At 41.8% G+C, this 13070-nt stretch carries 14 protein-coding genes; 2 read left to right on the forward strand and 12 right to left on the reverse strand.

The features are described from left to right. Nucleotides 1-44: 44 nt before the first annotated feature. From trhO to BFM96_RS00620, 6 genes are all read right to left on the reverse strand, one after another. Complete coding sequence (gene trhO, locus BFM96_RS00595; protein WP_068989044.1) at nt 45-1031, reverse strand: oxygen-dependent tRNA uridine(34) hydroxylase TrhO; 987 nt, start codon at nt 1029-1031, stop codon at nt 45-47. A gap of 211 nt (nt 1032-1242) precedes the next feature. Continuing rightward, nucleotides 1243-1791, reverse strand: a complete 549-nt coding sequence (locus BFM96_RS00600; protein WP_068989047.1) for an ECF-type riboflavin transporter substrate-binding protein — start codon at nt 1789-1791, stop codon at nt 1243-1245. 17 nt (nt 1792-1808) lie between these two features. Continuing rightward, nucleotides 1809-2657: an SAM hydrolase/SAM-dependent halogenase family protein gene (locus BFM96_RS00605; RefSeq protein WP_068989050.1), complete on the reverse strand. Its 849-nt coding sequence runs from the start codon at nt 2655-2657 to the stop codon at nt 1809-1811. 314 nt (nt 2658-2971) lie between these two features. Next, nucleotides 2972-4348 carry a M20/M25/M40 family metallo-hydrolase gene (locus tag BFM96_RS00610; protein WP_068989053.1) on the reverse strand — a complete coding sequence of 459 codons (1377 nt, stop codon included), beginning with the start codon at nt 4346-4348 and terminating at the stop codon, nt 2972-2974. A 152-nt stretch (nt 4349-4500) separates the two neighbouring features. Further along, entirely contained in the window at nt 4501-5328 is an 828-nt protein-coding gene (locus tag BFM96_RS00615) for an amino acid ABC transporter substrate-binding protein (protein WP_068989054.1), read from the reverse strand. 109 nt (nt 5329-5437) lie between these two features. Beyond that, nucleotides 5438-6226, reverse strand: coding sequence for an amino acid ABC transporter substrate-binding protein (locus BFM96_RS00620; protein ID WP_068989056.1), 789 nt, complete (start codon nt 6224-6226; stop codon nt 5438-5440). Nucleotides 6227-6350: 124 nt separating this feature from the next. On the opposite strand from BFM96_RS00620, the gene BFM96_RS00625 reads away from it, so the two are divergent. Both BFM96_RS00625 and BFM96_RS00630 read left to right on the forward strand, forming a co-directional pair. Next, nucleotides 6351-7130, forward strand: a complete 780-nt coding sequence (locus tag BFM96_RS00625) for an aminoglycoside adenylyltransferase domain-containing protein (RefSeq protein ID WP_068989057.1) — start codon at nt 6351-6353, stop codon at nt 7128-7130. Nucleotides 7131-7324: 194 nt separating this feature from the next. After that, on the forward strand, nt 7325-8581 hold the full coding sequence (locus tag BFM96_RS00630) for an ISL3 family transposase (protein WP_068989058.1): 1257 nt from the start codon (nt 7325-7327) through the stop codon (nt 8579-8581). Between the two features lie 118 nt (nt 8582-8699). On the opposite strand, the gene BFM96_RS00635 is transcribed toward BFM96_RS00630, so the two are convergent. The 6 genes from BFM96_RS00635 to BFM96_RS00660 form a co-directional block, all read right to left on the reverse strand. Next, entirely contained in the window at nt 8700-9416 is a 717-nt protein-coding gene (locus BFM96_RS00635; protein WP_068989059.1) for a YebC/PmpR family DNA-binding transcriptional regulator, read from the reverse strand. A gap of 75 nt (nt 9417-9491) precedes the next feature. Further along, nucleotides 9492-10580, reverse strand: a complete 1089-nt coding sequence (locus BFM96_RS00640) for a nucleotidyltransferase (RefSeq protein WP_068989060.1) — start codon at nt 10578-10580, stop codon at nt 9492-9494. Beyond that, complete coding sequence (locus tag BFM96_RS00645; RefSeq protein ID WP_068989061.1) at nt 10577-11311, reverse strand: class I SAM-dependent DNA methyltransferase; 735 nt, start codon at nt 11309-11311, stop codon at nt 10577-10579. The genes BFM96_RS00640 and BFM96_RS00645 overlap by 4 nt, the downstream gene beginning before the upstream one ends. A gap of 143 nt (nt 11312-11454) precedes the next feature. Continuing rightward, complete coding sequence (rsfS, locus tag BFM96_RS00650) at nt 11455-11805, reverse strand: ribosome silencing factor (protein ID WP_068989062.1); 351 nt, start codon at nt 11803-11805, stop codon at nt 11455-11457. A 22-nt stretch (nt 11806-11827) separates the two neighbouring features. Then, a complete protein-coding gene (yqeK, locus tag BFM96_RS00655) occupies nt 11828-12412 on the reverse strand; it encodes a bis(5'-nucleosyl)-tetraphosphatase (symmetrical) YqeK (protein ID WP_068989066.1) in 585 nt (194 codons plus the stop codon). Continuing rightward, a complete protein-coding gene (locus BFM96_RS00660) occupies nt 12409-13041 on the reverse strand; it encodes a nicotinate-nucleotide adenylyltransferase (RefSeq protein ID WP_068994075.1) in 633 nt (210 codons plus the stop codon). The genes yqeK and BFM96_RS00660 overlap by 4 nt, the downstream gene beginning before the upstream one ends. Nucleotides 13042-13070: the final 29 nt, after the last annotated feature.

Raw genomic sequence — 13070 nt, forward strand, 5'->3', positions numbered from 1 at the left:
TATAAACGATAGAAAAAAGACTGGAAATCCCAGTCTTTTCAAGCTTAATTTGCCACTACTTCATCAAGCGTTTCACCAATTACAGCCAAACGTTCGATTACTTCTTCGCGTGTCAATTGATGTTCTGCTACATAGCGATTGCGTGGGTGAACACGGCATTCGTGTGAGCAACCACGGAGGTATTTGTGCTCATTTTCTTCTGAGGTCAAGATACGAAGGTTACAGAATGGATTGCCACAGTTGACATAACGCTCGCATGGTGTTCCATCAAACCAGTCTTTTCCAACCACAACAGGGTCTACATGGTTGACATCGACAGCAATACGCTCGTCAAAGACATACATTTTACCATCCCAAAGTTCCCCGCGAACTTCTGGATCTTTTCCATAAGTGGCAATTCCACCGTGCAACTGACCAACATCTTTGTAGCCTTCACGCACCATCCAACCAGAGAATTTCTCACAGCGGACACCACCTGTACAGTAAACAACCACTCGTTTGTCCATGAATTTTTCCTTGTTATCACGGACCCATTGTGGCAACTCGCGGAAATTGCGGATGTCTGGGCGAATGGCACCACGGAAGTGACCGAGGTCATATTCGTAGTCGTTACGTGTATCAAGAACTACCGTATCTTCATCCAAGAGAGCTTCTTTGAACTCTTTTGGTGATAGGTAGGCACCTGTTGTTTCAAGCGGGTTGATGTCATTATCAAAATCATTGTCTTCTAAGCCCAAGTGAACGATTTCTTTCTTGTAACGTACAAACATTTTTTTGAAGGCTTGCTCTTCTTCTTCATCAATCTTGAACCAAAGGTCTTCCATACCAGGAAGTGAGTGAACATAGTCCATGTATTTTTGAGTTGTTTCATAATCACCCGAAACGGTTCCATTGATTCCTTCGTCCGCTACAAGGATGCGACCTTTTAAGCCGATTGATTTACAAAATGCTAAGTGTTCCGCCGCAAATTCTTGCGCATTTTCAATCGGAACGTATTTGTAATACAGTAAGACACGAATATCTTTTGCCATAAGATTTCTTCTCTCTTTTCTTTCTAAAAATTGTCTGAATTTGTAATTCATCCATTCTATTATACTTCCCAGATGGGATGGAAAGCAATTTATTTGACCGAAAGTTTATGGCTGCATAAAATAGCTATCTCTGCTTTCCAAAAAATCTGTTCAAACTGTATAAGAAAAAGGCTGCGAGCTTTCGTCCCAGCCTTTTGAACCGCATGGTTGACTAGTCTTCTTTCGAAAGACTACCTTGTTTACTTTGGCGTTTTGTGTAAGCTAAAATGAGGAAGGTTCCTGCAATTCCCACAGTCAAGCCATTCACAATAGTCGAAACAACTCCTTGTGCAAATACCTTTGTCGCTGCCTCTCCCAAAAAGAGAATGTCTCCTAATGAAGCAACCACAATCCAAACAAAGGCATTAGAAAGAATTTGAATCACATTAAAGCGAGTGATGTCTTTAGTCTCAAAAATCCCTTTTTCAACTTGGAAGCGCGAACGAAATAGTCCAATAATTGCCCCAAATAGGCCACTAGCAATCACCCAAGTCCACCAAGGATTTCCAAATTGGAGGGCATCTTTGACTGCATGGCCAATAAAACCAACAAGAAAGCCGACAACAGGGCCAAAAATGACCGCAAAGAGGGCTTGTACAGCATATTGTAGCTGAACGCTAGTATTCGGCACTGGTGTTGGAATGCTAATCAAGCCAATCACAACAAACAAAGCTGCTCCAATTCCTACTGCAACCACATTTTTAATCGAATTATTTTTCATATTCATCTCCCTTATTCTTAATTTTCAATCCGTTTAATCTCGATATGCCAGTTTTGACCGACACCGACGTTATAAGCCTTGGCAAAAGATCCTTGGTTAATCGCTAGACCAACTCGATAGAGCGAATTGATGTAAAGAATGGGTTGCCCAATCCGCACATCCGCAAAGGATTTGCCATACGTGACTTGATTTTGATAGACAAGCATATCATTGTTGTAAATCGTCACTTCAAAACGATCTTCAAAAGCTGGCTCTAAATGGTTAAACTCTTCACGCGTAATCGATGTCCAAAGTGACCCAAATCGCACATCCAAGATATCAATGGCTCCACTGACAAAGTTGTCCCCAAGCGTCGTTTCAACCACAGGGATTTCCACAATATCCTCTACCTTTAACTCCGGCCCGACTTCTTCAAAGCTGATATGACCGCTGGCTAGCTTGGCACCTGTATAGGCATAGACATCACGTCCATGGAAGGTATAGGAATGCTCTGTATTTTTTCGACGATTTTCAACTTCAGAAATCTCCCGAATAGCAACAATTCCGACATGCTTTTTGATAAAGGAAAGAGTTCCATTATCGGGGGTTACAATATAGTGATTTTGAGCCGTTTTTGCGACTACACTCTTACGCTTGGAGCCGACACCTGGATCCACCACTGATACAAACGTGGTCCCTGCTGGCCAGTAATTCACCGTTTGAAACAGTCGATAAGACCCTTCAAATATATTGTAGGGAGTAATATCATGAGTCAAATGGTGAATTTTCAGGGTCGGAGACTCCTCTAAAGCTACCCCAATCATAGCAGATACCGCACCATCGACCAAACCAAAGTCTGACTGTAAAACCAATACATTATTTTGCATATATTTTCCTCCTAATATCCCTAGTATATCACAAGTTGCTTCCTTGAGGCATATAGATTCTTTATCATCTTGATAGGTTTTCTCTATCAAAGAACATCAGTACAGCAAGCCTTATGCGACCCATTTTTATAGAATGATACGCCCCTATGTTTAATCCTCGGCCGTATGCTTTTCTGACGCTCATTCACAACTAAGCCAGCCTTGCAAAGACAGGCAATGATTGATGCGGCATACCCCAACTTCTTGAGGAACCTTGCTCAAGTTCTCCTTCTTAGAAGGAAAGTGGCAGCCAATCAATCCCTGCTTAAAAGTTCCTATTCTTCGTAACTTGCAATCAAGGCCTCAATCAGCTCGATATGGGTATAGTAATCCGCAATGGTCACATTTTCATCGCCCCCATGGTCACGGCTATTAGCATTTCCAAGACCAAAGGCAGCCATTGGTACTTCCAAGGCCTCATAGACCGTGTGCATCGGTCCTGTTCCAATCGTAGTTGGCAAGAGGCTAATGCCTTTTTCATAAAATTGCTCTGCCAATTGAACAACATTTACAATCGAAGGGGCACTCATATCACTACGATAGCTCTTCTCTCCCAAGGTATAAACCACCTCGACATGTTCAAAGCCATTTTTCACCAATTGAGCTTGGATTTGCTCGAGGACCTTATGAGGTTCTAAGCCAGGAACTAAACGAACCTCCATCTTGGCACTGGCTTCAGCAGGTAAAATCGTCTTAACCCCTTGTCCTTGATAGCCAGAAGAAATCCCTTCTATATTGATGGATGGTTCAAAAAAGAGACGGCGAAGCAAAGCTTGTCTTTCCTCTTTTAGCACAGGTAGCTCTAAGCCATAAATTGCCTTGAATTCCTCAGCTGTTCGGCTTGCGTATCGCTCGACTAACTCCAACTCCCGAGCATTCGGTGGAATAATTTTCTCATACAAGCCTTCGACTAATATGCGTCCATCTGGACTGCGTAAGCTAGTAAGTGCGTTGATAAGATACCAAGCGGCAGAATCAATCACACCCCCATAGCTAGAATGAATATCGACATCTGCACTTTTTACACGCACATCAAAGGTCACAATCCCTTTATTGCCACCAGAAATTTCCAGCTGACCTTTGGGATTTTTCGTCCCCTGCTCCCAGACTAATAAATCTGCTCCCCGTAAGCTTTTCTTATGTTTGTTTAGATAGTTGTCTAAGTCTGTTGAAGCTGATTCTTCTGCCCCTTCCATGATAAAGGTCACATGGACAGGAAGTTCTTTTTTTGCTGCCAGATATTTCTGAACAGCTGTCAGACGTGCTGTAATATGCCCCTTATCATCATCAACACCACGCCCCACCATTAGACCATCGCGAATTGATAAATGAAATGGATCTGCTGTCCATACCTGATCCCCATCTGCTGGCACCGTGTCATAATGCTGGTAAAAAATGACGGTCTTAGCAGCTGGATTTGAACTCCGAAATCTGGCAATGACAAAGGGAGCTGTATAGGATTCGTCTACCTCAACCTCCGCTCCTGCTTGCCGAAAGATCTCTCCCAAGTACCGAGCAGTCTCCTTTAGTCCAATCTGCTGGGCAAAGATAGATTTCTTTGCAATCAAGGTCCGCAAAATATCCAGATAAGTCTGGGTTATCTCATCTGCTTCAAACTTGGCTATCTGCTCTTCTTCTGTCGCAAAATGCATACAATCTCCTTCTTAACTCACAATCTACCTATCCAGTTTCTCACAAATTTCACCAACTGGCAAGTTCTTATTTTGTATCATGTGTTATAAATCCTAGCTATACCATCAAAAATAGGATGATTAGGTCTTAAAAACCTAGCCATCCTATTTTTTTATTTCACATCAGCTTCTGCTGGTAAATAATTCCCACCGAAGAACTCTTGCGATAGTTTTTCAAGTGTGCCGTCTTGGTACAATTCTTTGATACGCTTGTCCACAAATGATTTCAACTCATCTTGACCTTTAGCAAGAAGAGGGTACACATAAGGCTGCTGATCACTTGGTAGTTCAATCACTTTCAAATTATTCAAGTTTTGATTTTTAATAACCGTTTCTACACCGACTTTATCGAAAATCTTGTAATCAAACTTGCCATCACTCAAGCGTCCCATGATTTGTTGGAAATCAGCCTTGGTATAGTTGAGCACCGTTGGATTATCAGCATGCTCTTCATTGTATTTCTCTAATTGGCCAGCAGTCGTTGTTCCTTGAACCACCTCTGTTGATTTGCCACCGATGTCATCAAGAGACTTGATGGTGCTGTCATCCTTGTTCACGACCAATACATTAGGGTTTTTCGCTGTTGGAGCAGCATAGAGATATTTCCCAGCACGCTCTTCTGTATAGCTGATATTGTTCACCGCCATGTGGTAACGATCGCTGTCCAGTCCTGCAAAAATACCAGACCACTCTGTTGTTTCAAATTTGACTTCGTATTTGTCTGAATCCTTGAAAATTGCACGAACGAGTTCAATCTCATATCCAGTCAATTTACCATCTTCTTCATAGTTAAAGGGTTTTGGTGAAGCGTTGGTTGCGACCACAATTTCCTTTTTCCCAGAAGTAGCATTGTCAGCAGCTTTTTCATTTGAGCAAGCTACCAAAGTCGCTCCTGCAAGAACTCCTGCGATAACTGCTGTATATTTTAGAATTTTTTTCATCTTTTCTATATTCCTCCATCTAAAATCTATTCTTATCATACCAAATCTTTTCTTTTTTGCCTAGTAGAGAGTTTTTATAGCCGCAATAGGTTTTCTCTATCTATCATTTTTATTTCTCTTTCACAAGGTAATCGCCCTTTAGATAAGTTTGGCTCAAGCGTTCCAATGTCCCATCTTCTAATAATTCTTTCAAGGCTTGATTAAACTCCTTTTGAAAACCCTCTTCTCCCTTGGCAAAAATCAAGTAATTATTGGGATTGCTATCTCCCTCTAATTCTACAAGATGAAACGAATACCCTCGTTCTTGAATGAGGCTTTGAACTGTTACCTTATCAAAGATGAGAAAGTCCATCTCTTTATTGTCCAAATCAAGAAGACGTTTGCCAATATCTTCACCCGAATAGTCTAATACCGCAGGATTTTCACGATGTCCCTTGTTCCAATCCTCTATCAGCTGAGCGGTCGATGTCCCTGTATCATCCTCTGTCTTTCGTCCGCCAATCTCACTTAAAGAAGAAATAGGCTGATCACTTCGACTGACCAAAACCAAGGGATTTTGAGCAATAGGGAGCGAATACAAATATTTTTTTGCCCGTTCTTTCGTATAACTCAAATTATTGGCTGCAATCTGATAACGCCCTGCGTCTAAACCAGCAAAAATGCTCTCCCAATTGGTCCGTTGGTAAGAAAAATGAACCTTGTCCAATTTTTTATCCACAGCCTTTAAGACCTCAATATCATATCCTGTCAACTCTCCCTTATCCTCATACGAAAAGGGTTTGACATCTCCAGCCGTCGCAACGACCAATTCCCTATCTTCTCGTTCATTTGACGCTGGCTGACAAGCACTGAGCAAGATAGCCATTATTGCAACTAGACCTAACATGTATTTTTTCATAAATTTTTCCTCCTCTATCCAGCATAGCAAATAAATCTCGGCTTGACCAATATATTTTTTGTATCCTTGTGATAAAAAATACCTATACGAAGATTTATGCTATAATAACCTAAGGAGGTTTCCTATGACTACTATTCAAACTTGTTTAAAGCAATTACAAACGACTATTCCACCTATTTTGGGAGATAACATTCTAGGAATTTATATCCACGGTTCCTATGCTCTGGATGATTTTTATCCAAATAGTAGCGATTTAGATTACCTCATCCTTGTGAAAGAACCCCTAAACCTCTCTGAAAAACTAGCACTCATGCAAGAGACTATGAACGAGCTTTGGCCCCTAGCACCTGCTAAAAAGTTAGAATTTCATGTATTGCTACAAGAGAATTTACAGAATTGGGAAAGGGCTCATCATTTTGATTTCCATTTTTCTCCCTATCATCTCAATGCTTACTTGAAAAATCCTCGTGCATTTTGTACAAATATGAACGGAGTAGACCAAGATTTATGGACACATATCACAGTCGCTAAAACCTGCGGTATCACCTTATTTGGAATAGATAAAGAGCTTGTATTACCAGACATTCCACCAAAAATCTATCTGCAAAGTATCTTGACGGACATTGAAACGGCAGAAACAGATATTCTAGAGAAACCTATCTACACCATTCTAAATCTCTGCAGAACACTTGCATTTGTAGAACAAAAACTCCTGCTTTCTAAAACTACTGGCGGACACTGGGCACTAAATCACCAACCACAGCTTAATCAAGCCCTAATTCAGACCGCCTTAAAAGCCCATACTAAGTCCCGCTCCTTTCCCAGTCATGTCTCACCGCAAGCCTTGCAAAGCTTTGCTCTGGCTTGTTTAGAGCAGATTAGAGAAAAAATAGAACTTTGCTAGCCAAATAAGGTAAACTTGACCAAATCAATTCACTCAATCTCAGGATTTTGGATCTATTTGCCATTTATCAGGCTCTATAATATCTGTAGTGGGTAAATCCACTGTAGAGATTATGGAGCCTTTTTCAGTGTAGAAAAAAAGTCCCATATGACCTATAATGAAAAGCGATAAAACCATCATTTAGAAAGACTCATATGGAACAACTAAATCTTATCACAAATTTTCTCAAAATGAAAGACAAAAATATCACGATCACTAATGAATGCGACATGGGAACTCACTTAGAACTCCACGGTCACTTGGATTACACAGCCCCTAAATGCCCTTCCTGCAAGGGACAAATGGCTAAGTATGACTTCCAGAAAGCCTCTAAAATCCCCTACTTAGAAACTGCTGGCTACCCACTACTTATCCGCCTTCGAAAGCGTCGTTTCAAGTGCAAGGAATGTGGGAAAATGGCGGTCGCTGAAACTCCTATTGTTAAGAAGAACCATCAAATATCTGTCGCTGTCAACCAGAAAATCGCACAATTACTCATCGAAAATCAAGCAATGACACATATCGCACACAGACTCTCCATTTCTACATCTACAGTTATTCGAAAACTCAATGAGTTTAAATTTGAAACGGATTGGGATAAGCTTCCAGAAGTCATGTCCTGGGATGAGTATGCCTTCAAGAAAGGGAAAATGAGCTTTATCGCTCAAGATTTTGACACAAATAACATCATCGCTATCCTTGATGGAAGAACGCAAGCAACCATCCGAAATCACTTTCTGAGATACCCTAGACAGGTCAGAAACCGCGTTAAAATCATCACTATGGACATGTTTAGCCCTTACTACAAATTGGCTAAACAGCTTTTTCCACATGCCAAAATCGTGCTTGATCGCTTCCACATTGTGCAACATCTCAGCCGTGCTATGAACCGTGTCCGCATACAAATCATGAATCAATTCGATAGAAAATCCCAGGAATACCGTGTCTTAAAACGCTACTGGAAACTGGTACAACAAGATAGCCGTAAACTCAGTGATAAACGATTTTATCGCCCTACATTTCGCATGCATTTGACCAATAAGGAAATCTTAGACAAGCTCCTATCCTACTCAGATGAGTTACGACAACATTATGAACTCTATCAACTTCTTTTATTCCATTTCCAAGAGAGGAACTCAGAGCATTTCTTTGACCTAATTGAGCAAGAAAGAGCCACTGTTAACCCTATTTTCCAGACGGTATTTAAGACCTTTCTAAAGGATAAGGACAAGGTTTTAAACGCTTTGGAATTGCCTTATTCCAACGCTAAATTGGAAGCTACCAATAATCTTATCAAAGTCATTAAACGAAATGCCTTTGGTTTCAGGAACTTTGAAAACTTCAAAAAGCGGATTTTGATTGCCTTAAACATCAAAAAAGAGAAGACCAAGTTGGTCCTCTCTAGGTGTTAGCTGACATCTACCCACTACAGTTGACAAAGAGCCATTTATCATTGATAGCCTCCCATTCTTTCTGATACATCAAACAACCCCTTGGAAACACTCGATTTCCAAGGGGTATTGCTCATCATTAAAATCCTTCTACGTTGGTGTAGACCTTTTGAACGTCTTCGTCGTCTTCTAATACATCAACCAATTTTTCAAAGACTGCAAGGTCATCTCCTTCCAGTACAACTTCTGATTGAGGAATCATCTCAAGCTCTGTCACTTGGAATTCTTCGATACCAGACTCGCGAAGAGCTACGATAGCTTTGTGAAGGTCTGTTGGTGCCGTATAAACAGTGATTGTGCCATCTTCTGCTTCTACATCATCCACATCAACATCTGCTTCTAGGAGCAATTCGAAAATGCTATCTGCATCGTCGCCTGCAAAGACCACAACTCCTTTATTGTCAAAGAGATAGGATACAGAACCACTCGCTCCCATATTGCCACCATTTTTCCCAAATGCCGCACGGACATTGGCCGCTGTACGGTTCACATTTGAGGTCAAGGTATCGACAATCAACATAGACCCATTTGGTCCAAAACCTTCATAACGGCCTTCTGTAAAGGTTTCATCCGTATTTCCTTTTGCCTTATCAATCGCCTTGTCAATGACATGCTTTGGTACTTGTGCTTGTTTGGCACGGTCAACAACAAATTTTAAGGCTGTGTTGGTTTCTGGATCTGGATCCCCTTTTTTTGCTGCTACATAGATTTCAACACCAAATTTGGCATAAACTTTTGAGTTTGCTCCATCCTTGGCTGTTTTTTTTGCCACAATATTGGCCCATTTACGTCCCATTGGATACTCCTTTGTTCTAGTTTAAATCCTTTATATTATAACACAGGACATCAGAAAATGCACGAACTTGTTTGATTAAATTTGAATGGGAATTCGGCCAACATTCTGCTCGACAAGCTGAGGATTGCCCAGTTGGTAAATCCGATCTGCCTGCTGGGTAAGGGGGTCCCACGCTTCTTTTCCAATTCGGCTAATCAGTGCAACTTCTTGCTTGATACGAGCTAAGTGCTTACGCCCCTTTTCCGTAAAGCCTAACAAGTGGATGACTTGGGGAAGGGGCTTTTCCTGTGCCTGAACCAAGATGTAGGTCAACAGTCGTCGAACCCGTGCCTTAGTATAGCGTTTGGTCGCAATCTGCTCGACCAATTCTTCCATTGAAGTCGCCAACTTTATCGCTTCTCTGATTCGACTGGCCATTTCTTGGTTGACTTGGTAAATACTCGTCAAATCTGGATTGGAGAGAATTTGATAGCGGAGATAGGGGAAATAATTCTCCCATGACACATGGGGAACTTGCCTTAGTAAATCTCCACTTGGACTAAAAGTGGCTATAAAGTCTGCATCGTCAATGCGATGTCTCAAAGCCGTAGCTGAAGCAAATTCCAAATGTGAGGCAAGCGAATGAAACCCAGCTCCCTCTCGTTTAATCGGACACAATGCAATTCCTTTGCCTGCTACCGCCTTTGCATAGGCTAGAGCAAGAACATGATTGGGAGTATCGCCTGAAAAGCTCAAACCTGCAAAGGTCTCCCACATGGCCTGTGTTTTTTCAGGATAACTGAGTCGATCAGGTAAATTGGCTAGAAAATCAGCCATTTCAGCACTTTTTAACTCGTAGAGCTCTGCTATTTTCCCATAATCCAACATTTCTTCTGTCCCAAAGGAAAGCTGAGTCACTCCCAAACGAGCTAAGATATCCACCGCTCCTTGGGCAAAAAAATCTGCTGCCTGCACACTGACTAAAAAGGGCAATTCAACGACTAAATCTGCACCGTTCTCCAACGCCATCTGCGCTCTTGTCCACTTATCTACAATAGCAGGCTCCCCCCGTTGGGTAAAATTTCCACTCATGGCAACAACTTTCAATCCTTCGGCCTTAGAAAGTAGGTAGGCATGTCCATTATGAAAGGGATTGAACTCTGCAACAATGCCTGTCACTATCATTTTTCTGCTACAAAGAACCAGCGAGCACTGGTCTCTATTGGTTCCTTGTCCTCAAAGTCAGCATAGACCTTAACTTGTTTAAAACCAGCCTGCTCCAGTAACACATCATAGGTCAATAACTCATAGGTCCGCTCTTCATGAATCTCATCTACCCGGCTGAAACGACCATCTTCTTCCTGAACAAAGAAGGTCAGTTCATGCACAATAGAGTGTGGTGGCTCATCCGCATAGGTATCCCAAACAAAGGCAAAATCTTCCGCATTTTCATGATAGCTATAACCTGGAAAAACCTCGTCCATTTGGTAGGTCGAGTGGACATCAAAGAGAAAACGGCCCCCTTCATTGAGATGATTATAAACCTCTTGAAAGACCTGACCAACCTCGACCTCATCAGCCATGTAGCAAATCGAATCCGAATAACAGGTCACCATATCAAAGCTAGCAAGACCAGACAAGTCCAGCATATTGCCTTCTAAAAAGGGGATCTCCATTCCAGCTACTTGGCTACGTTTTTTAGCCAACTCAAGCATTTCTCGGCTCAAATCAAGACCTGTTACATCAAAGCCAGCTTCTTTGAAGCGGATGGATTGAATGCCCGTTCCACAAGCCAATTCAAGGAGTTTTGTTTTTCCTTTCGGAAAATGTCTCAAACTAAAATCCGTCCATTTGTCATACAAACTATCATCCATAATGGCATCATAGACTGAGGCAAAGGTTTCATAAGTCGCCATGTTATTTCCTTTCTTTTCTTGAAAAACTCAGTCGGCTCCCAACTGAGTTTTTCATATTTATTTCAGCTTATTACGTTCTTGTCATACAGATTTTGGGATGATAAATGTTCCGACTATCACATGAAACACTTATCAGACAAGACTTACAACCACTCGGAAATCTCAAGGTTATCCGCTTCGTGCCACAATTTTTCAAGATTATAATGCGTACGCATTTCTTCTGAGAAGATATGGACAACAACCCCACCTAAGTCGAGCAAGACCCAGCCTCCGGCTGCATCCCCCTCTAGTTGGCTCGCTGCAAAACCAGCTTCTTTGACTTTTTCACGAATATGCTCAGCAATCGCCTCTAACTGACGACTATTCATCGAGCTAGCAATCACAAAATAGTCTGTTACACTGGTCACGTTTGTTACATCCAGTGCGACAATTTCTTCTGCACGTTTTTCATCAGCCGCCTTGACGACCAATTCTACTAATTCTTTTTCTTTCACGTTTTACCTCATTATTGGTTACTTACTGCAAATATCCCACATAAGCATTATAGGTTTCAATTGTTTGGGGATAGATCGGAATCGCTTTTTTAGCCAAATGAGCAACTGTCTGCGCCGTCTCATAGGCAACCGCCAGTTCCAAACATTCTTTGGCTAATCTTCTTGCCTCATCTACTCCAGGAAAATCACGATTTGGCTCAATGTAATCCGCTACATAGAGAACCTTATCGAGCAAGGTCATCTGGGCTGCACCTACTGTATGACGCTGAATTGCCTGTAAAATTTCCTGATCTTCTATTCCAAAATCATGACGAATTTTATAGGCACCAACAATCCCATGCCAGACATTATTGCCCCAGACTTTCAAGTCCTCATCCAGTTGATGCTGGTCAATCAGGTCTAAAAATACCTGATCATCAACCTCTTTGGCATAATCATGAAGAAGAGCAGCAAGACTGGCTTTTCGTTCATCACAACCATACTGACGAGCCAACTCAAGTGCTGCTTTTTCTACCCCCAGAACATGACGAAATCGTTTCTCAGACATGGCAGAGCGAATTTTTTCTAGGATCTTCTCACGGTCAAAGGATAAATCAGCTGCTATCATATATAGAGACCTTCTTTCTCAATATAATCCAGAACAGACTGGGGCAAGAGGAAATTCGGACGGCGGCCATTCGCCAAACATTCCCGAATCATGCTCGATGAAATATCCATCAAAGGAACATCCACCCAGATTACAGGATAAGAGGTCCCTGCCTTATAGCGTGGACGTTGCACACCGACAAATTGCACCAGCTGAATCAGCTCATCAATCCGGTGCCACTTAGGCAAATAATCCACCATATCTGCTCCAATGATAAAGTAATAATCCGTATCGGGATGCTGTTCTGTCAGAGACTGCATGGTATCATAGGTATAGCTAATCCCCCCACGCTCCAACTCAATCGTCTCCAATCCAAGCCCTTCTACTCCTTCAATCGCAAGCTCCAACATCTTCAAACGATGTCTCTCGTCAATGGTTTCTTTTTTGTCCACATGAGGAGGTTCATATTCGGGTAGGAGTAGCACTTGGTCTAAGCCCAATTGCTGCCGCACTTGATCAGCTATGACTAGATGTGCATTGTGGACAGGGTTGAAATTCCCCCCTAAAATCCCTACTTGTTTGCGTTTTTTTTCCTTTACTTCTGGTTTCAAATCCACCTTCGTAAAGGGAGTTAAGAGTTCAATCGCCATCTCTACTCCTTCTCCATTATCCATCTGTC

Origin of the sequence: Streptococcus himalayensis (genome assembly GCF_001708305.1) — a bacterium.
In the GTDB taxonomy this organism is placed as follows: domain Bacteria; phylum Bacillota; class Bacilli; order Lactobacillales; family Streptococcaceae; genus Streptococcus; species Streptococcus himalayensis.

Excerpts from the sequence above, each read along its gene's own strand:
- trhO (WP_068989044.1), bottom strand. The coding sequence starts at position 1,031 with ATGGCAAAAGATATTCGTGTCTTACTGTATTACAAATACGTTCCGATT.
- BFM96_RS00600 (WP_068989047.1), bottom strand. The coding sequence starts at position 1,791 with ATGAAAAATAATTCGATTAAAAATGTGGTTGCAGTAGGAATTGGAGCA.
- BFM96_RS00605 (WP_068989050.1), bottom strand. The coding sequence starts at position 2,657 with ATGCAAAATAATGTATTGGTTTTACAGTCAGACTTTGGTTTGGTCGAT.
- BFM96_RS00610 (WP_068989053.1), bottom strand. The coding sequence starts at position 4,348 with ATGCATTTTGCGACAGAAGAAGAGCAGATAGCCAAGTTTGAAGCAGAT.
- BFM96_RS00615 (WP_068989054.1), bottom strand. The coding sequence starts at position 5,328 with ATGAAAAAAATTCTAAAATATACAGCAGTTATCGCAGGAGTTCTTGCA.
- BFM96_RS00620 (WP_068989056.1), bottom strand. The coding sequence starts at position 6,226 with ATGAAAAAATACATGTTAGGTCTAGTTGCAATAATGGCTATCTTGCTC.
- BFM96_RS00625 (WP_068989057.1), top strand. The coding sequence starts at position 6,351 with ATGACTACTATTCAAACTTGTTTAAAGCAATTACAAACGACTATTCCA.
- BFM96_RS00630 (WP_068989058.1), top strand. The coding sequence starts at position 7,325 with ATGGAACAACTAAATCTTATCACAAATTTTCTCAAAATGAAAGACAAA.
- BFM96_RS00635 (WP_068989059.1), bottom strand. The coding sequence starts at position 9,416 with ATGGGACGTAAATGGGCCAATATTGTGGCAAAAAAAACAGCCAAGGAT.
- BFM96_RS00640 (WP_068989060.1), bottom strand. The coding sequence starts at position 10,580 with ATGATAGTGACAGGCATTGTTGCAGAGTTCAATCCCTTTCATAATGGA.
- BFM96_RS00645 (WP_068989061.1), bottom strand. The coding sequence starts at position 11,311 with ATGGCGACTTATGAAACCTTTGCCTCAGTCTATGATGCCATTATGGAT.
- yqeK (WP_068989066.1), bottom strand. The coding sequence starts at position 12,412 with ATGATAGCAGCTGATTTATCCTTTGACCGTGAGAAGATCCTAGAAAAA.
- BFM96_RS00660 (WP_068994075.1), bottom strand. The coding sequence starts at position 13,041 with ATGGCGATTGAACTCTTAACTCCCTTTACGAAGGTGGATTTGAAACCA.